Genomic DNA, 19,861 nt, shown 5'->3' on the forward strand with positions numbered 1-19,861 from the left:
CATATCGCATTATGATAAGCGGTGGCGGCACAGGTGGCCACATCTATCCTGCTATTTCCATTGCGCAGACCCTAAAGGATATGCTGCAGCATGTAGAGATTCTCTTTGTAGGTGCGAAGGACAAAATGGAGATGAAGAAGGTGCCGGAAGCAGGCTTTGAGATTGAGGGATTATGGATCAGCGGCATCCAACGAAAAATCTCTGCAGATAACCTGATGTTTCCAATCAAGCTGTTTTCGAGTTTACGTCAATCTGCGCGATTGATCAAGAAATTTAAGCCGGACGTGGTAGTAGGTGTTGGCGGATTTGCCAGCGGTCCTTTGCTTTATGTTGCCAGCAAAAAGGGCATCCCAACGTTGATTCAGGAACAAAACTCCTATGCAGGGCTGACCAATAAGTGGCTGTCGAAATCAGTGAATAAAATCTGTGTAGCTCACGAGGGAATGGAAAAATACTTTCCTGCGGAGAAGCTGGTGGTTACAGGAAATCCTGTGAGAAAAACCATCAAGCTAAATCCAAACAGGAGGGGAGAAGCTTACAAGCATTTTGAGTTGGATGAGAGTAAGTTAACACTACTTGTGATCGGCGGTAGTCTGGGAGCAAGGACGCTAAATGAAAGTGTGATGGCTGGGCTGGATAAGCTCAAAGAAGAGGACATTCAGTTGATCTGGCAGTGTGGAGGATTTTACAAAAATGAAATGACCGAGCGAGCGGAAGGCAAGGGAGGCAAGGTGGTTCTCAAAGATTTCATTTTGCAGATGGACTTTGCTTATGAATGTGCAGATGTGGTGATCTCAAGAGCAGGGGCTCTGTCGATCGCTGAGCTAATGCTAACTGGTAAACCATCCATTTTGGTGCCTTCACCAAACGTAGCGGAGGACCATCAGACGATCAATGCAAAGGCATTGGTGGATAATGACGCTGCAGAGATGGTAAAAGATAGTGAGGCGATGGACAAGTTGATCAACGAGGCTATCGCACTGTTAAAAGATAAAGATCGGCAGCAAAAGCTGTCTAAAAATATAGGAGCCATGGCGCATGAAAATGCCGCTGTGGATATTGCCAACGAAGTAATGAAACTCATTGCATAATGAAACTGAACGAAGTAAATAACGCCTATTTCATCGGTATCGGAGGTATCGGAATGAGTGCATTGGCTCGTTGGTTTCAGGCCAAAGGAAAAATGGTGGCAGGGTACGACAAGACAGAGTCCGACCTGACCAAAAAGCTGATTGAGGAGAAGATAGATGTACACTATGAAGATCAGCTGGATCTGATCGATGATAAATTCCTTGAAAAAGAAGGGACGCTTATTGTGTACACTCCTGCAATCCCTGCAGATCATTTTGAGTTGAATTATTTCCGTGACAATGGCTTCACAGTCATGAAGCGCTCAGAAGTGCTGGGCATGATTACTGAGAATCATTTCACCATCGCTGTTGCTGGTACACATGGCAAGACAACAACCACTTCCATGATTGCACACTTGCTGAGCCATTCCAGAAAAGGATGTTCAGCATTTGTCGGTGGCATTATGGCCAATACAGGCACCAACCTAATTATCGGTGACGACAATGCACCAATTGTTGTGGAGGCCGACGAGTACGATCGGTCCTTTATGCGACTGAATCCAAACTATGTGATAATCACCTCACTTGACCCGGATCACCTGGATATTTATGGAGATGAGACAGCCATGCTGGACACCTACGAGGAGTTCGTGAAGAAAACGCCTAAGGAAGGTAAAGTCTTGATGCACTCAGAGGCAGGTTTTAAAATCAATCCGGGCAATAAATACATTTCTTATGCCATTCGAAATGGAGATGCCGTAGCAGATGCACTTCGTATTGTAAATGGAGCTTTTGTCTTCACTTACCGATATGGCATGGAGAAGATTTCAGACGTTCATCTCGAATTCCCTGGCTACCACAATGTGGAGAATGCACTTGCTGCAATCACGGTAGCTGTTGATCTGGGAATGGAAGGTCGCGAAATTAGAAAGCTGATGCGATCCTATAAAGGAGTAAAGCGTCGCTTCGAATATGTCTTCAGAAGTCCGCATGCCACGCTCATCGATGACTATGCACATCACCCGGAGGAGATCAATGCCTTTTTGAAATCAGTTCGGTCATTAGCTGGTAAGCGAAAGATCACGGCTATTTTCCAGCCGCACTTGTATTCCCGCACCAATGACTTCAAGAAAGGATTTGCTGAGGCCTTGGATAAAGCTGATGAAGTGATATTACTGGATATCTATCCGGCCAGAGAAGAGCCGATAGAAGGTGTGTCCTCCAAATCAATTTATGATTTGATGGAGAATGAAAAGAAGGTGATGGTGACAAAGGATTATCTCCTGCAAGAGCTTGACGATCACAACCTGGATATCGTGGTAACAATTGGCGCAGGGGATATTGACAGAGAAGTGCCAAAGATCGCTGAGTATATGAAGAATAAGTTCAACCCTAAATCTGAAGAAGATGAGTAAGGAAGAAAAGAAAAATATTCTGATCTATTCTTTCAGTGGATTATTGTTGATCACACTGATCACTTTTGCGGGTATAAAAAATAATGGACGAACTGTAGAGGAAGTAAAAGTTGAAATCACGGATCAGGAAGGAAACTTCTTCACCGACCAGCTGGAAGTGGTGGATCTGATGACGGATAAAAGCGCAGACTATGTGCTTGGTGTGGAAATGGGCAACCTTGATCCTAAAGTGTTGGAGGAGCGGGTGGAAGCAAACCCATTTGTGAAAGATGCGCAGGTATATAGGGACCTTAAAGGCAACCTGCAGGTGAAGGTGGAGCAGAGCAAACCGATTGCCCGACTGTTTATCGATGGGAAGAAAGATCGATACATCGATGCTGATGGAAGGGTACTTCCGGTGAATGCCAAGCATACTGCGAGAGTACCATTGATGGAGACTGAGTTTGAGTTTATGTGGGAGGAGAATTTGAGCGAAAGCAAATATGGAAAGCAGATATTTGAACTGCTGACTTTTATAGAAAAGGATAAATTCTGGAAAGCCCAGATCGCACATATCTTCATCAAAAAAGATGGAGAGATCGAATTGTACCCGCAGGTGACAAAGCAGGTAGTGGAGTTTGGTAAGCCTGAGGATTTAGATAGGAAGTTTTCGAAGCTGATGACTTTCTACAAAGAGATTTTACCGAAGAAAGGATGGAACACCTATGATCGGGTAAATCTGAAGTTTGAGAATCAAATTATTTGTGAATGAAAAAGCCACAAGTCATAAGCGACAAGCCACAAGCTTACTTGAAGCTTATTACTTGCAACTTATAACTAAAGAATTATGGAAGATAAAATCATCGTTGGATTGGACATAGGCACGACTAAGATCTGTGCCATTGTCGGAAAGAAAAATGAATACGGTAAGCTCGAGATACTCGGCATGGGCAAGGCAGTATCTGATGGTGTAATCCGTGGGATCGTGACAAATATCGACAAGACCGTTCGGGCGATCGAGAAGGCCATTGCGGAAGCAAGTGAGCAGTCTGGAATCGACATAGGAGTGGTAAATGTGGGTATTGCCGGTCAGCACATCAAGAGTGCAGTCCACCATGGAGGGATCACGCGTGAGGATAAGGACGGTGAGATCACCATCGAAGATTTGGCTCGCCTGAATAGCGATATGCACCGAATCGTGACTCCTCCGGGCAGTGAGATCATCCATGTGATGCCTCAGGATTACATCGTTGATTATGAGGACGGTATCATGGATCCTGTGGGCATGACCGGGGTAAAACTCGAGGCAGACTTCCATATCATCACAGCACAGACCAACGCGATTAACAACATAAACAAGTGTGTGAAAAAGGCTGGACTCCAGATTGAGAACCTCATTTTGGAACCACTCGCGTCCAGCTTATCTGTTCTTTCCGAGGAGGAGAAAGAGGCAGGTGTTTGCCTGGTAGATATTGGGGGTGGTACCACCGATGTGGCGGTGTTCTACGACAACATCATTAGGCACACGGCAGTCATTCCTTTTGGTGGCAACATCATTACTTCAGACATCAAGCAAGGATGCATGGTGATGGAGCATCAGGCGGAGTTGCTGAAGACGAAGTTCGGTAAGGCCATCTCTGAGGAGGCCAGCCCGAATGAGATCGTTTCGATCCCTGGCTTGAGAAACAGACCTCCTAAGGAGATTTCCATCAAGAACCTTGCGCACATCATTGAAGCGAGGATGGAAGAGATCATTGAACTTGTGCACACCGAAATCATTAGCTCCGGCTACAATAAGAAGTTGGCAGCCGGTATCGTGGTGACTGGTGGAGGCTCACAACTGACCAACCTGAGCCAGCTATTCGAATACATGACTGGGTTGGATACACGCATTGGCTACCCGAATGAGCATTTGGGCCGAAGCAAGGTGGATGCGGCAAAGAGCCCAATGTTTGCAACGACCGTCGGACTGGTGCTTTCAGGATTCAAAGCGCTGGACATCCGTCAGGCTAGGTACTCCGAATCTCCAACCTATAAAGGAGAAGGAAAGAAAAAGATGAAGCAAGGCAACAAGTTCTTTTCCAACATTTTGGAGAAAACGAAAGGCCTTTTAATCGATGATTTTGATGATAAGATTAATTAAGTAGCAAGCTGCAAGAAACAAGCTACAAGGTGACTTGGGGCTTGAAGCTTGAAACTCAAAACTTTATAAAAATGGCAGAAAATATGTATCAATTCGACTTACCGTCACATCACAAGTCCATCATCAAGGTGGTGGGAGTTGGTGGTGGTGGCAGCAACGCTGTTAATCACATGTACAGCCTGGGGATCCGGGATGTAGAATTTGTGGTTTGTAATACAGACCATCAGGCGCTGGAAAGCAGCGCAGTACCGAACAGACTGCAGATTGGAACTAATCTGACTAGTGGTCTGGGAGCAGGAGCAAATCCTGAACGAGGCAGAAATGCCGCAATCGAAAGTAAAGAAGAGATTCGTGACCTACTCTCGCAAGACACGAAAATGGTCTTCATCACCGCCGGAATGGGTGGAGGTACTGGCACAGGTGCTGCCCCGGTTATTGCGCAGGTGGCCAGTGAGCTGGATATCCTTACCGTGGGTATCGTGACGGCTCCATTTGCTTTCGAAGGAAAGAAAAAAATGAAAGCTGCTGAAGATGGAATCAAAGAGCTGAAGAAGTACTGCGATACCGTCTTAGTAATTATGAATGACAAGCTGCGTGAGATTTATGGAAACCTATCCATCAGCGAAGCATTTGGTCAGGCAGACAATGTATTGACCACAGCAGCGAAAGGAATCGCGGAGATCATTACCGTTCCGGGTTATGTAAACGTTGATTTTGAGGATGTGAAGACCGTGATGAAAGGAGCAGGACCAGCTGTAATGGGCTCTGCAAAAACCATTGGTGACAACAGAGCGAGAAGAGCCGCTGAAGAAGCGCTCAACTCTCCACTGTTGAATCAGCAGGATATCTACGGTGCTGAGAAGATTTTGCTTTCCATCATCTCCGGTGAGGAAGCTGAGCTTCAGATGGACGAGCTTACAGACATCACCGATTACATTCAGGAATATGCCGGCGACAATGCAGAGGTGATCTTCGGTCACGGTGTAGATAGCTCACTGGGTGAGAATATCAGCGTGACGGTGATTGCCACAGGTTTTGGTAAAGTGGATGAGCATGGTGAGTACATCTCTAAGGAGGAGGAAGCCAAGCGATTTGACCTGAACTCTCAACGGGAGATTGACGAATCAAAAAGACGCGGAAATACTTCAGACTTCATGTTTGAAATTGAGGAGGAGAGTGACAAGGAAGGTGTGGAAGACTGGAACTATGAATTCAGCTCGCTGAAAGATGAAATAAAGCGCGAAGTAGAAGAGGAAGAGCAGCGTAGAAAGCGACCTGCTGAGCAGTCTTCTTTTGAGTTTGATTTTACCAATGGATTCGATGACGAAGAGGAAGAAATACACGAAGATGAAGTGAGCATAGCCGACGCATTTGATGCTTCGCCTAGCTCCAAGCAAGTGAGACTTGCACAAGAGCGAGCAGAGCGCGAGGCGATGTTCGCCAGCAAGAAGTTCGACATGCCAACGGAGGAATTCAAGGAAAGACTGGATGTGCCTGCGTATGAGCGTAAGAAAATCAAGCTTCAGAATGTACCTCACTCAGCAGAGCGAAACATTTCCAAGTTCAACCTGAACGAGGAGAATCAGATTTTAGGCAACAATAAGTTTTTGCACGATAACGTGGACTGATTGAAAGGCTAGTCCTTCAATCTACCGTCATCACGAGGAGCAAAGCGATCCTAATTTTGAGATTGCTTCACGAAATGAGTGTCATTCTGAGCTCAGCTGTCATCCTGAGTTTATCGAAGGATAGACAGCCATCGAGTGCCTCAGGATGACATTAAAGACATGGTTAACAGTAGGTGTTAGTCATACATCGCTGGTCTAGAACCAGCATTCTGCCAAGAATAAGCCCCGGCCATGGTCGGGGCTTGATTGTTTTTGGTACACGCTGAATCCAGCTATTTGATTGAGATTTTTTGGGCGTAGAATCTTTCGGTCGTCTCAATGATAATGAGATAAACCTGACCATTGGACTTTTGAAGTTCTGGAATCTTATAACCATCAGATCCATTCTTTTGTAGCTTTGAAATAACAGCACCATTCAGGCTATTCAGGGTTACATTCACGATCTGTTCGTAATTATTCTGTAGTTCAATAGTTACAATTTCTCCCGTCGATACCGGGTTTGGATGAATAATGATCCTCCTCATGGGAATAACCTCTTCTCCTTCAATTAGAATTACTTCATGATGTTCAAATTGACCATCAAAATCTACCTGCTTCAACCTATAGTATGATGAATTGATGGGCTTTACTACATAATAGTAGTAGTCTATTCGGCTATTGGAATTTCCGTTACCAGGGATGTTGGCCACTTTACTCCATGTAATACCATCTTTGCTAAGCTCCAATTCAAAAAAATCATTGTTCACTTCACTGGCAGTAGCCCAGTGTAGAAGGATTTTGTTATTCAATTTTTCACCCCTGAAAAACAGCATCGTTACCGGTAAAGGATTGCTTGATTTATCACCACCAATACCAAACTCACCAAAACCTGACATGACTGTTCTTCTAAGCACGGGTGCTACGTTCGAACCTGTGGTTGTCTGATGTGTTCCATCGAGAAGCCAGGAAGAAGCTGAGTTTGTTCGCTTGACCAGGTGTAAGGTTGAATAATCGAGGACCCCAGTGAAGTTCGTTCCCGTAAAAGTCCCGGTGTAATTACCTCCGGAAAGGGTGATAGGTGTAAGTTGCCAGACTCCTGATTCACCTGCTTTGTTTATATCTACTGCGGATTCATTTAATGGGAGACCCACATTTCCGGGATCACCCTCGATAAATTGGGCTGTTAATCGTCCACCTGTTGTTGGCGAAGAAGTGAATTCAATGGTCACCGGGCGATAATCGGTTAGCGTTCCAACAGGAAAATGCCCCGTCGTGCCGGAGTTGGTTGCGTTGGTAAACCAGCGGGTGAAAGAACCAAATATCAGGCCCGATGTACGAGTGAGTGTACCACGAGATGATGTAGATGTGCCAAGAGTGAACGTGTTTGATCCAGTGTGAATATCACCTGAAGTCATTGTAAGGATATTCCTTACATTCAAGGCTGTACCTAGTGTCACAATTCCGGAGGAAGTTCGGTTTACAGTTAGATTGTTTAGACTCTGCGACCCTGAGGTGAAATTTAGCGTACCTAAACTGCCAGAACCTCCAATAACCATATTGGAATTAGTCCCTCCGGAGATGGTTCCATTCACGTTCGTTATTGTTCCGTTCAAAGTTAAGGTATTGCTTCCGATAGCCAGAGCACCCTCTTCCAGGAGTAAATTCCCCGAAATCGTTATGCTGCCGGAGATAGTCACTCCGTTGGTGTTGTAAATTTCAAGATTTCCAAATATGCCATTCCCTGTGATGGTTTGAGAGGAAGCTCCGTCAAGCAGGAGTACCCCATCCGGACTACTCAAGTGGGTGCCTGAATTTGTGATGTTTCCCTCAACGGTGAAGATGGAACCACCATCAGAAAAAGTGGAGCTACTGTTTATGGTTAATGTTCCTTCGGTACTGCCTGTGCCTGACAAGGTTTTAGTGCTTGCGCCGGAGATAATCAAATTATGGTACGCCCGTCCCGAGACATTCTGGGCCGTAGAGGCACCATATGATATTGTAGAAGATCCTCCGTTGCTTGTTCTGGAAATCTGTCCGAGGGTAGGCAGGGTAGCGTTATTTAGGTTTACCGTAGCGTTATTGGATACGTCCATTTCTCCCGTATAAGTGAATCCGGATGGGATGGTAAACTCTATCGCATTACTTCCATTGCCCACCACCAGCCTTGATCCGGTACCTGAAATCGTCAGGTTGTCAGCAAGGGTTACTGTAGCTCTATTTCTTAAATTAAATACCTGATTGTTGCTAGTGAAGTTGCCGGGGGCTGTTCCTGAGCCATCAGTATTTGTACCCCAGCTGCTTAGCAGGTTTAGATTTCCGGTGGCCTTGGAGTAAAAATTGTTTTGATTGAAGTAGACAGTGATCCTCACATATTCCACCCTGGGTGTAGCCGTATTTTTCCTTGCCTTAGCAGCTATATCAATTCCAAATGCGCTGTTATTAATATCTGAGTGCGACCAGCTGGTTCCCCACAGATCAGCAGCCCCGCCAAATCGAACATACCTGGCGCTATTTTTTGGCCAGGTAGCTTTCTTACGGGCTTTATTCGACCCAACAGGACCAGCTGCTTTTTTCAGTTGGATGGTTTGATCACGGCTCCTTCCATTTGTGCCTTGCATTCTTATTTCTACCAATATGCCGTTGATCGTAGCTCCGATGGGGATGCTGAAACCAAAGTTGGTAAGCCTTAATAGATTGGTGGTATTATTAGCACCAACGATAGTAGCCGTAGCTGCAGATGTATTATCTGTTAGGGCATTGGACGGGTTTGTCCAGTTGTATGATGTGCTGCCTGAGGTAGTGGCTGTTCCGGGTCCAAATGGACCCTGCTGACCGTATATGAAAACAACAAGGCCAAAAAAACAAAGGGACAGAATGCTTTTCATGGTGGTATTAGAAAAACCAAAGATAGTCTGAGTTTGGTCAAAATTATTATGTGAGCTAGTCGGCTGCTTAATAGTTTCGATGTAATGCTAATGTCTTGCGATCCGCCATTAGCGGAGAGCCGATCATAAAAATGTGATCATAAATGAGTGTCCCCCTGAGCCTATCTGGCCCCCTGAGCCTGCCTGTCATCCTGAGTCTATCGAAGGATAGACAGTTTTCGATATCAGTCTTCGATAAACTCAGTCTTCGATAAACTCAGTCTTCGATAAACTCAGACTGACACTTTATCTCTTGATACCCGACGGAGCATCTCCGAACCTCAGCCTTGAGTATTTTATATGCGGCGTTGAGTCTTTTTATGTCTCGCTTGAGTCTTTGATGCTCTCCGTTGCACCTTTTATATGCACGCTTGAGTCTTTTTTACTCAACGTTGAGTCTCTGAACCTCACGTGTTAGTCTTTTATATGCTCGCTTGCATATCAAACACTCAACGGAGCATATCTGAGCTGGGAGGGGGTACCTCGGAGGTGGGTAGGGGCACTTCGTAGGGGTAACGAAGGAGATCGGGCCATCCTGCGATACTTGCTAGAAGCAGTCTGACATCTGCATCGCTAGCATATGTTAGTCATCGTTTTTCAACTTCAAAATTCTAGAGCTATGATGCACAGTTAGGATGAAGATATTGTCGTTGATAATCTCATAGATAATTCTGAAGTTGCCCTCTATGAGTTCTCTTAAATTTTCCAACTCCATTTCAGGAACTATGCGTCCAACTCGTGGGTGCGTTAATAGTACTTCAACCTTATGATAAAGCTTTGATACAGTTAGTTCGGCATACTTAGGTGAATCGGTTGCAATGTATTCACCAATTTCACTTAAGTCAGTTAGTGCATTGCTAGTCCATACTACTTCAGCCACTTGTCAAGTTTGCTTTTTGCTTCGTCATGGGAAAAAGTTTGTCCGGTTTCAATGTCTTTTCGACCTTTTTCGATCTTATCAAGAACAACTAACCGCTCAATCAATTCATCAAGTTCGAAATCTTGAGGCATGTCTTTTAGCGAATCAATAGCTACTTGTCTATTCATAGTATAAAGTTACTGAAGATCGATGATAAAAGTTGCAAAGAGACAGATGATGACTAGCGCTCAGGTAAAATGCTGTGTGGCCCGAGCTTTTTAAATTTCGATAAAAGTAGCGATTCTGGCTCAGGCTCACAACGGTTCAGATACATCACGTTTCACAAGCATTTTTCCGAGTGGCAGTAAGAAAAGTAGAAAGCACTGACCTCTCCAAAAGCCAGAAATCGCGGTTCAGTTGCACAAAAAGTGGCAGATGGGCAGTAGCCACATGCATTTTTACCGCTTGTTAGCACCAGTTATTTCTTGGTTACTTTGAGTTGTCCGTTCGTTAAAATCTCAACTTCTAGAAGTTCATCGCTCTCAATGAGTTCAAAAGTTCGAAAGTCGGTCCATTGCTTAAAGCTGAGGTTGGTCAAACGTCCATATTCGAGGACGTTCTCTGCTAGGTCAAAACCTGTATAGAAGTTACGCTCAATAGCTTTCTTTGCTTCACCTTCTTCGTTAGGTAGTTCGATTTTCTCTACTAATAAGTTGTAATAAATCTCACTGACGACAAATGAAATGCGATATCTGAAAGATCCTGCATATTCAGTGTCATTCTTCCAAGTCTCGTATTGATCGTTGGAGTTTGCCACCTTGTAAAACCGTTCGCTCGTTGTTAAAAAGTCTACGTCAATATCCAAGTCGATTCCGTTCTTGGGGAATTTGTAGGGTTCTACAGTTTGCGATTGGCCTAGAAGTTCAGCCGTTGAGAAGATAAGAAGGGAAAGCAGAATTAATCTCATTGCAGTCTATTGGTGCTAACGCCCAACTAGCGGGCTGTGACCTAAAAGTAGCAAATACCGATGAAAGAGCGAACCTGAACGGTGCGATAAACTCTCAGAAACCACTGCGAAACACAAGAAAAACAAACCAGTAGAAGGGCAGAGTAGAATGCACTAATATTAGTTTGGCGGAAGGTGAGCGGTTTAGCTCGATGAACTCTGCAAATGGCTCATGTGGCCATGCCCGCTAGTGTTTGTTACACACTGTACTTTTCGAGCAGGTTAAGGTGTATTTTTCGAATAGGTTCAAGTTCAGCTACGGCCAAGTCGATTTGCTTGCATTCGAAAGTCAAAGTTGTAGAGTTTCTAAGGTCAGATGGCCAACCAAGATGATGTTGTCCAGTAGTCCATTTAAAAGACCCAATTCTCTTTCCTAGTTGACTTAGCAGTTCTAGAAGGGTCTCGGATAGTTCGAAATTAGTCTTGATAGCAGGCTTACCGATCAATCTTGTTTTTACTTGAATTGAAAGTTCGCCCGTAGAATTGGAGTAAATTGAAAGTTTACTACCGTACTCGGCGATTGGTTTGGAATGCTTGAGTTCGTAAAAAATGTTATCCTTCTCTTTGAGTTGATATGTTGTTACAGTTCCGCTCCCGTATGATAAATCTGACTCTTTTAATTGAATTTGATGTTTGTTAGCAAAACCGGTGATGTCGTTATGTAGTTTCTTCCAGTCCAAATCTACGGTGAGCAAATGGTGTGTAACATTAATGTAACGAACATAAACCCGTGCAAATTAGGGTTTAATAGCATTCTATTTGATACAGTCAAATATACCGTTTTATCAAATTACGTCATCGCGAGGAACGGAGCAATCTTAATAATGAGATTGCTTCAACCGCCTGTCAGCGGATTCGCACTGACGGAAAGGGTTTAAGACACACTTTTGACTTTTTATAGGAGCCAGTTCATATCGGAACCGAACCAGTTTCCCTCTGATATGAATTCACTTCCCTTTTATACGAACTCACTTCCCTCGGAACCAAACTAGTTCATCTTTTATACGAACCAGTTCATATCTGAACTGAATTAGTTTCCCTTTGATATGAGTTGACTTCCATTTTATATGAACTCACTCCCCTCTGAACCGAACCAGTTCATATCTGAGGTGGTAGGGGGTACCTCGGAGGTGGGTAGGGGTACTTCGTAGGTGGGGGTAGATGGCTGGTTTAGTCATTTCTCAAAAGCTGCCTCCCATGAGCCAAGGGCTTCTTTCTCTGCGCCATCTTCGTTCACAATGCCGGTGCTGATCCATAGTTTTCCCAGGTCTTTTACATCGTCTGGGAAAGTCTCCCAAAGTACGTCATAGTCTCTGTGTGTCCACCAGATCACGTAGAGGTAGTTTTCTTCCTGCGCGTTGGTGAGAAGCGTTTCCAGGTAGTCCTTTTGTTCGGTCTCATTTCCGGGAATGAAGAGATCAAACGATTCCACTTCCAGGTCTTCAGACAGGTGCCCTGTCTCGGCAAAGGCAATGGGTTTGGTAATCTTATCGTGCAGGAAGTCCAGCGCATCCTGAAATCCTGCTTTATCATTCAATCCTTTGAAAAAAGGATAAAAGCTAATCGCCGCAAAGTCCAGCGCATTGGCATAGCCGGCTACCTCGTTGATGTACTCATCAGGGTTATCTACTGAGGGTTGGTATAGGTTGTGTAGCGTCATCGATTCGGAGATCGGAAGCGTGGGGAATGCGGCCTTCATGCGGGTGCGGATATTCGCCATCACCAGCTTGTATTCTTCCCATTTATCAGGATCGTGCATCAGCAGTTCATTCCCTTCAATTGACACAATCAGGTAGTCTGGGTTTAGCTCATTGGCAATGTATTGCAGGTGTTTGAAGTAGGCATCCTCTATTGCCTGATCATTCAAAGCGGTATAGGTAGGAGGTGCTCCATTGTAATCGGTGGCAATGTCATTCCTCGAGAGATTTAGAAAGCTTACCGATACGGCAAGCTTGGCATTAGCGATTTTTCTATTCTTTCTCGAAACGATTTCATCCGTAAATGCTGTCGGGAGTTCCGTGTCATTCATCCAGGCATCCCATGGCACGCTCAGATCCAGGTGTTCGGAATACACGTCCGCATGATTGGCGATAAAATTGTAAGTGTCGTCAACTGATTCTATTGAGGGTTCATAAGGCCAGGTACTGAATCCCATTTCAAAGCTTCGCGAATCATACTCACTAAAAAAGCTTGTGATATCATCAGGAGCACTGTCATCTTTGCCGCAGCTGATGATAAAAGCAGTTGCCATTGCAAAATGGATAAGTATCAGATTCTTTTTCATAATGGGCTGTGATAAACAATGATGATGCCGAAATGGGTTATGCTGCCGGGTGATCCTCCCCAATCGCCACCCCGATCTTCTTGACCAGCACTTCCACAGAATCATTCTCGTAATCGATATCCAGTGGCTGTCCGAATTTTAGAGATAGCTCTGTTCCTTTTTTCAGTCGCTTCAGTCCGGTCTTATCAAAGGCGGTGCGGAAACCATCTACTCGTACAGGGATCACGACAGGCTTGTGTTGTTTGATGAGGTGTGCTGTCCCCTTTCGCACCGGAGCACCTTGTCTGGTAGTTCCCTGCGGGAAGGTCACCACCCAGCCGTCTTTGATCGCCATGCCAATAGATTTGGTATCATCCGGATTTACATCCCGTTTGATCATCTCTTCTCCTTTTCTCCACGTTCTATCCACAGTCACTGCTCCCGCTAGTGCCAGGATAGGGGGTAAGATTCCTTTTTCCATGGTTTCGCGTGCAGCCACATAGTACACGTTCACCTTTGGATTCTTGAGAAAACTCCAGTCATCAATGGAATCAAGTTGTCCGTTTAGCGCAGCAAACATGGCCTGAAACATGGCAATCACATCGGTGAAGATGGTCTGGTGGTTGGCTACAAAAAGCACATTTTCACCGGGTATTTTCGTGAGTATTTCGCTTCCAGTGATTTTTACTTTGTTGGGCTTAAGCAGGTACCACATCACAAACCTCCCCACGGTTTGAAAGATCTTCTTCTTGACCCAAATAGACTGACCGAATACGTTCTTCTTTCCCATAGTTTTTCTTTTCCCACCTCGAAATTAAATCAACCTTGTGAATGAGTTCGGAAAAAAGAAAACCCCGCCGAAGCGAGGTTTCTAGTAGAGTAAGTAAGTGATTGGGCGTTTCTTTATTCTGTTCGAAGTGATTTCACCGGATTGGTTCGTACGGTTCCCATCACCTTAGAGAAGATGCTCAGCAGTGCCAGGCCTATCACAAAAGCGATCGGGATAACGATAAACCACCAGCCAAGCTCAATTCTAAAGGTATAATCCAATAGCCACTGTGACATGATCCACCAGGCAATAGGCAGGCTGATAATGCAGGCAGCACCAACGAGGATCATATACTCTTTTGACAGTAGCAGCATGAGGTTTTTGGCTGTAGCTCCCAGCACTTTTCTGATGCCAATTTCTTTGGTTCTTTGTTGCACGCTAAAAGAGGTGAGTCCAAATAACCCAAGGCACGCAATCAATATGGCCAGCCCGGAAAACCCGGAAAATATTTTACCAAAGCGAATGTCTTCTTTGTATTGCTCATCAAATGCACGATCGAGGAAGAAATAGTCCATCTGATAATCAGTAAATACCTGATTCCATTCTGCTTTTACAGTAGCAACCAAATCGTTAAGCTGATCGTTTTTCGATTCCCCACTGGTTTCATCCAAGCGAAGTTTAATAAAATAGAACTCTGTCCATGAACTAAGTATATAAGCTAGTGGCTGATAATCATTATGGAGAGAGGTGTGATGATGATTTTCCAGCACGCCCTGCACCTTGAGGGTGGGGCCATAGAATCCTTCGATCTCAGCACCCAGCGCATCTTCCGGATTGGTAAACCCAAGTTGCTCTGCAAGCTTTTGATTGATGACCACATCACCCTTTGCCCAGGGGCTATCTCCCTTTCTCAATCCTCTTCCGGCAATCACGTCAATACCAAAAAATTCAGGGAAATCTAAATCCATTGAGATCAGTCCGGTGTATACTGAGTTTTCATCCGATTCATTCTTGAGCTTAAGCGGCGCTCCCCATCCCACCGGCTCGCCTGGTATTTCACCTGCATTCGTGATTTGTTTGATGCCCGCATATTTAGACAGCTCGGTTTTTAGTGTGCTGAATCTTTTTACGTCCTGACGATCTTCGTCTTGCACAGATCCGGGAGGAGATTTAATTACCAGAATGTTTTCAATGTCAATTCCAAGATCAGCCTCACGCATGTAGTTGATTTGGTGATAGACTGTGACTGTTCCTGCAATAAGTATGAACGTGATCATAAACTGTACGAAAACCATACTTTTGCGCATTTTCACTCCACCGACTTTACCCCTGTTGCCCACAAGGATATTCACGATATCCATGGTTTTTAGGAGGATGTAAGGGTAAAAGCCGATGAGCAAAGTGCCAACTCCGATTAGTCCTAATAATAGAGTTAAAACCTTCAGGTCCATTAAAGCAGCAACAGGCAGTCCCGTCACCTCAATCAAATATTTTTCGCCGATCTGAGTAATGAAAAGAGCAAATAGGAATGCGATCACGTTCATTACAAAAGCTTCCAAAACGAAGAGCTGTGTAATTTGCTTCATGGATGATCCCATACACTTCCGAATGCCCATTTCTTTGAGTCGCTCCATGGTTCTCACCAGAGAGAGATTCATGTAATTGATCCAGGCAATCACCAGGATGATAATGGCAATGAAGCTTAGCACAAATACCGTTTTGCTATCTACACCGGCACTATTGGCCCATTCGGTTTCAGCATTTAGGTGGATGTCTGTGAGTGGACGGAGAAAATAGTCTACTGCATATCCATTGGAGGCGTAAGATTCTTTTGAATTTTCTTCATGCAGCTGATTTACCACGGACATAGCCTCCGATTGTCTCTCCGGGTTGGAAAGCATTAAATAGGTAGTTACGCTACTCCATGTCCAGCTGCTTCTGGCCTTTGTGTAATTGTCCATCGATGGGTAGGAGAGCAGCAACTCAAACTGGATGTGAGAGTTTTCAGGTATATCTTCCAAAATCCCAATGAGCTCATATTCGTGAGGGCCATTATTTCCACTGAGTGTAAAGGATTTCCCAATTGCTTTTTCAGGATTGTCAAAGTATTTTCTTGAGGCTTCCAATGTAAGGATAGCCTTTTGTGGCTCTTTAAATCGTGATGCACTACCTGCGATGAAATCGAAATCAAACAGTTTGAAAACTCCATCATCCGCAACGAAAACACCAGTCTGCTCAAAGCTGACTTTATCATTCCCGTCTGTATAAATGATGGAATTGTTGGCGTAGTTGTAATCATAGAACCGTGCCACCTCTTGTACCACAGGAGATTGGTCGCGGACCGTTTCTCCCATCAGTGATGGTGCATTGTATGATTGACCAAGAGATTCTCCATTTTTATAAGCGTTGGATTCCAGCCTGAATACCTTATTAGCATTGGAGTGAAATCCATCAAAGGAGGTGTGAAAATTTACATACTGGGTAATAACCAGACAGGCAGCCATCCCCAAAGCCAACCCCAGAATATTAATTGAGGAAAAGACCTTGTTCTTTTGGATCTGTCGGGTGATCGTAATCAGATAGTTCTTTAGCATGTCGATTTTGGTTTGGTTAATACTTAAAAGTCAATCCGCATGCCATGAATTATAAAACTCAGTAAATCAGCTACTTATATGCAGCAAACAAATTCAACTCTGTGCGAAATCGCACAATTGACTGTACACTATGAGCAGATTTTGACGTTTTTTGTTGAAATTTCAGCTATGAAAAAATTGATTACGATCTTTTGTCTGATTCCGCTTCTGGTTGATGCACAAATCAACTTTGAGAAAACATGGGACGAGGCAGTTTCCAAGTCCAGGATGTCAGGAAAGCTGATTTTTCTGAATGCCTATGCGGAGTGGTGTGAGCCATGCGAAGAGATGGAAGAGTATACTTTTTCAGATCTCGAAGTGATCAATTATTACAATGCCAACTTTATCAATGTAAGCCTGGATATGGAGGATTATCCAGGGGTGGAGTTGGCTGAAGATTATTCCATTGGCGTGTTTCCTTCCATGCTTTTTGTCAATGGAAATGGTGAGGTGGTGCACAGAGGATGTGGCGCCATGGATGCTGCAGAGTTTTTGCAGCTTGGTGAAGTGGCACTTTCAGAAACGGGAACTTTAATGTCTATGGAGGAGAAGTATGATGCCGGTGATCGCTCAGCGGACTTCATGCTCGACTATTTGGAAATGCTGGAAAATGCATGTCTTGATGCTGAGCGATTTGCTGCAAACTATCTAAAAGGAGTACCACTGGATCAACTCACTCAAGATACTCCATGGGAAGTTTTTGCCTCCTATCAGTGGGATATTTACAGCAGGGAGTTTCAGTATGTTTTGAAAAACAAGTCTGCTTTTGAAGAAAAAGTAGGTGCGCGACTGGTGAGTGCGAAGCTTTACGATACTTATTTGGCGCAGTATCAGGAAGTGTATGAGGCTGAAGAATTGCATGACTATGGCATGCGAGCCTTACTTCACTCCATCAGGGATGTGACTTTTACGGGGGCTGACACACTCAAGCTGATGATGAACCTGCATTATGCCGAATTCACTGAGAATTGGAAGGAGTATGCTGAATACGCTGTTGATTTGGTGGGCATGAGTGGGATGGAAGATCCAGAAGAGCTTAATGAGCTTGCATGGAAATTCTACTTGTTTGTGGATAATAAAAATCAGTTAGAGATCGCTTCAGGATGGGCACAGCAGGCAGTGGATAAAATGCCTCAACCTTCGATAATAGATACTTACGCATCACTACAGTTCAAGCTCGGCAACAAGAAAAAAGCCATTGATTTGGAAAAGCGAGCACTAGAGCTTGCCCGTGAACTGTACGATGACACCTCACATTATGAGTATCAGTTAAAGAAATTTGAGGGCGGATAGCATAATCACTCGATGCATTGCTGCCTTAGCTGAAATTGAAATTATAGAATTTGAGTAAGGTATACTTTCCTTCATTTGAAGTGCCTTGAGATACTTTTTTCCATCCATTATTAAGGTAAAAATTCATTGCCCCCTCATTGAGGTCAAGACACTTTAGGGTTAATGGTTCTTCTACCATTTCCTGTGCCTTTTGTATCAAGGCTTTACCAATACCTTGTCGCTGATGTGAGGGTAAAATGTATAGGTGATGTAAAAAGCTGTCAGGTAACCAAATGGAGATAAACCCAACCGGCTGATTGTTAATTGATGCGACAAGAATCTCTTCACCAGCAGTATCATCGTCGAAAGAGGCTTGCGCTAAATAGTTTTGATCCATCCAGGTAAATGTGGAGGATCTTACTCTCAAATAAATTTCGCGAAGTACAGGACGATCCGTTTCTTTAAAGGAGGAAATTAATAGCTCTCTCAAGTTTTCAACCCCAATTTCCCGGATCTTCTCGCCACTCTTTCAGAGTCTTCAGCACCTCGTTTTCAAACATGCGCTCATCTTGTGCATGATTCAGTAGATGATGATAATCACTTAGCACCACCAAGTCTACACCTGCCTTTTGGAAGTTTTCCTCAGATACAGAAAATCCATAAGTGAAGATGGCTACCATGCCAACCACCTCTGCACCAGCTTGTCTTAGTGCCTCAGCGGCAGCCAGCGAACTGCCTCCTGTGGATACCAAATCCTCAACCAAAAGCACTTTCTGCCCCTTCTCAACCTTCCCCTCAATCATATTTTGCAACCCATGTCCCTTTGACTTGGAACGAACGTAAATGAATGGGAGCCCCAACTCTTCTGCCACTAAGGCACCTTGTGGGATGCCTGCAGTAGCAACCCCCGCAATCACATCGATTCCGTCAAATGAATTTGAAATGGCGAGCGCAAGTGCGGTTTTGATTTTCGATCGGACGTCAGGAAAGGAGAGGCTTAGTCTGTTGTCGCAATAGATGGGTGACTTCCAGCCAGATGCCCAGGTGAATGGTTCTTTTGGACTCAGTTTGATCGCTCCGATTTTCAGTAGATCTGCGGCTATTTCAGCGGCAAGTTTAGAGTTGTAGATTTTGATGCTCATGAGAGTGCAAAAATAAAACGCAAGTATTACCCATCAATAGCATAAACAGCTTGTTTCATTTTTAATTTATAGTTTAATTGCTGCTTCAATTTCTCACATGAAGATTTTTATCAATGACATCCCGGTCTACATACTTTCTGAGAAGAAGGTGAACATGAACCGGGCTTATGGGCTGATCGTGCGTGAGTTTGAAACCATTGTGCCGGATGTACTTGTGGATGATACGCTCATAATGAATGCCACTTTTGAGCAAATTGACAGCCTGCTAAAGCTTATGACGGATAAGAAGTTGAAAAAAGTGCACTCAATCTTTATTTCTTCGAGGGAAAAACGAGCGCTGATTGACTACCTGAAAAGCAAGTTTAAGGTGATTGAAGCAGGAGGGGGGATCGTTGAGAAAGAGGGAAAACTACTAATGATTTACCGCAGAAAAGTTTGGGATATACCAAAAGGTAAACGAGATAAGGGAGAGACCTTGGAGGAATGCGCCGTGAGGGAAGTGGAGGAGGAGACAGGAGTGCGGGCTGTTATCGATAAGGAAATTGATGCGGTGTGGCACACATACACGACCAAGAAGAAATACATCTTAAAGAAAACACACTGGTATGCGATGCATTGTGTGGATGATATGAATATGGCTCCCCAAAAAGGCGAGGGTATCAAAAAAGTAGAGTGGATGGACTTGGAGCAGGTGCGTATAGCTCTGCATGATTCTTATCGATCTATCAGGTATGTGATGCAGGAGTATACTAAAATGATGAGAGAGGCCTAAATCGTCC

Annotated in this window: 17 protein-coding genes; 7 read left to right on the forward strand and 10 right to left on the reverse strand. The window is 44.3% G+C overall.

Translation table 11 applies throughout. The annotated features are described in order from the left end of the window. Positions 1-11 precede the first annotated feature (11 nt). The 5 genes from murG to ftsZ all read left to right on the forward strand — a co-directional run bounded on the left by murG (position 12) and on the right by ftsZ (position 6,235). Positions 12-1,091, forward strand: coding sequence for an undecaprenyldiphospho-muramoylpentapeptide beta-N-acetylglucosaminyltransferase (murG, locus tag ACEQZT_RS04185; protein ID WP_370087538.1), 1,080 nt, complete (start codon positions 12-14; stop codon positions 1,089-1,091). After that, the gene (murC, locus tag ACEQZT_RS04190; RefSeq protein WP_370087540.1) at positions 1,091-2,485 is read left to right on the forward strand and encodes a UDP-N-acetylmuramate--L-alanine ligase; all 1,395 of its coding nucleotides are present in this window, start codon (positions 1,091-1,093) and stop codon (positions 2,483-2,485) included. Before murG ends, murC begins: the two co-directional genes overlap by 1 nt. After that, positions 2,478-3,236, forward strand: coding sequence for a cell division protein FtsQ/DivIB (locus ACEQZT_RS04195; protein ID WP_370087542.1), 759 nt, complete (start codon positions 2,478-2,480; stop codon positions 3,234-3,236). The genes murC and ACEQZT_RS04195 overlap by 8 nt, the downstream gene beginning before the upstream one ends. 75 nt (positions 3,237-3,311) lie before the next feature. Beyond that, positions 3,312-4,607, forward strand: a complete 1,296-nt coding sequence (ftsA, locus tag ACEQZT_RS04200; protein WP_370087544.1) for a cell division protein FtsA — start codon at positions 3,312-3,314, stop codon at positions 4,605-4,607. Positions 4,608-4,678: 71 nt separating this feature from the next. After that, on the forward strand, positions 4,679-6,235 hold the full coding sequence (gene ftsZ / locus ACEQZT_RS04205; protein ID WP_370087546.1) for a cell division protein FtsZ: 1,557 nt from the start codon (positions 4,679-4,681) through the stop codon (positions 6,233-6,235). Positions 6,236-6,507: 272 nt separating this feature from the next. Here ftsZ and ACEQZT_RS04210 read toward each other — a convergent pair whose 3' ends face one another. The 8 genes from ACEQZT_RS04210 to ACEQZT_RS04245 form a co-directional block, all read right to left on the reverse strand. Continuing rightward, positions 6,508-9,099 (reverse strand): hypothetical protein, encoded by a 2,592-nt coding sequence (locus tag ACEQZT_RS04210; protein ID WP_370087548.1) that lies wholly within the window; start codon positions 9,097-9,099, stop codon positions 6,508-6,510. Positions 9,100-9,721: 622 nt separating this feature from the next. Next, the gene (locus ACEQZT_RS04215) at positions 9,722-10,018 is read right to left on the reverse strand and encodes a type II toxin-antitoxin system RelE/ParE family toxin (RefSeq protein ID WP_370087550.1); all 297 of its coding nucleotides are present in this window, start codon (positions 10,016-10,018) and stop codon (positions 9,722-9,724) included. Next, on the reverse strand, positions 10,006-10,185 hold the full coding sequence (locus ACEQZT_RS04220) for a hypothetical protein (protein WP_370087552.1): 180 nt from the start codon (positions 10,183-10,185) through the stop codon (positions 10,006-10,008). The genes ACEQZT_RS04215 and ACEQZT_RS04220 overlap by 13 nt, the downstream gene beginning before the upstream one ends. A 290-nt stretch (positions 10,186-10,475) precedes the next feature. Next, the gene (locus tag ACEQZT_RS04225) at positions 10,476-10,964 is read right to left on the reverse strand and encodes a hypothetical protein (protein ID WP_370087554.1); all 489 of its coding nucleotides are present in this window, start codon (positions 10,962-10,964) and stop codon (positions 10,476-10,478) included. A gap of 236 nt (positions 10,965-11,200) precedes the next feature. After that, complete coding sequence (locus ACEQZT_RS04230) at positions 11,201-11,683, reverse strand: hypothetical protein (protein ID WP_370087556.1); 483 nt, start codon at positions 11,681-11,683, stop codon at positions 11,201-11,203. A 494-nt stretch (positions 11,684-12,177) separates the two neighbouring features. Further along, a complete protein-coding gene (locus tag ACEQZT_RS04235) occupies positions 12,178-13,287 on the reverse strand; it encodes a hypothetical protein (RefSeq protein WP_370087558.1) in 1,110 nt (369 codons plus the stop codon). Between the two features lie 37 nt (positions 13,288-13,324). Beyond that, complete coding sequence (locus ACEQZT_RS04240) at positions 13,325-14,056, reverse strand: lysophospholipid acyltransferase family protein (protein WP_370087560.1); 732 nt, start codon at positions 14,054-14,056, stop codon at positions 13,325-13,327. Between the two features lie 113 nt (positions 14,057-14,169). Beyond that, on the reverse strand, positions 14,170-16,629 hold the full coding sequence (locus ACEQZT_RS04245; RefSeq protein ID WP_370087562.1) for an ABC transporter permease: 2,460 nt from the start codon (positions 16,627-16,629) through the stop codon (positions 14,170-14,172). Between the two features lie 168 nt (positions 16,630-16,797). Here ACEQZT_RS04245 and ACEQZT_RS04250 point away from each other — a divergent pair, with 168 nt between their 5' ends. Continuing rightward, positions 16,798-17,961 carry a thioredoxin fold domain-containing protein gene (locus tag ACEQZT_RS04250; protein ID WP_370087564.1) on the forward strand — a complete coding sequence of 388 codons (1,164 nt, stop codon included), beginning with the start codon at positions 16,798-16,800 and terminating at the stop codon, positions 17,959-17,961. A gap of 25 nt (positions 17,962-17,986) precedes the next feature. On the opposite strand, the gene ACEQZT_RS04255 is transcribed toward ACEQZT_RS04250, so the two are convergent. Together ACEQZT_RS04255 and pyrE are read right to left on the reverse strand one after the other, a co-directional pair. Then, on the reverse strand, positions 17,987-18,430 hold the full coding sequence (locus ACEQZT_RS04255) for a GNAT family N-acetyltransferase (RefSeq protein ID WP_370087566.1): 444 nt from the start codon (positions 18,428-18,430) through the stop codon (positions 17,987-17,989). A 4-nt stretch (positions 18,431-18,434) separates the two neighbouring features. Next, positions 18,435-19,076, reverse strand: a complete 642-nt coding sequence (pyrE, locus tag ACEQZT_RS04260; protein WP_370088023.1) for an orotate phosphoribosyltransferase — start codon at positions 19,074-19,076, stop codon at positions 18,435-18,437. 103 nt (positions 19,077-19,179) lie between these two features. Here pyrE and ACEQZT_RS04265 point away from each other — a divergent pair, with 103 nt between their 5' ends. After that, positions 19,180-19,854: an NUDIX hydrolase gene (locus ACEQZT_RS04265; RefSeq protein ID WP_370087568.1), complete on the forward strand. Its 675-nt coding sequence runs from the start codon at positions 19,180-19,182 to the stop codon at positions 19,852-19,854. The last annotated feature ends 7 nt before the right edge of the window (positions 19,855-19,861 follow it).

The sequence above is a fragment of the Ekhidna sp. genome (assembly GCF_964218185.1).
Lineage (GTDB): Bacteria > Bacteroidota > Bacteroidia > Cytophagales > Cyclobacteriaceae > Ekhidna.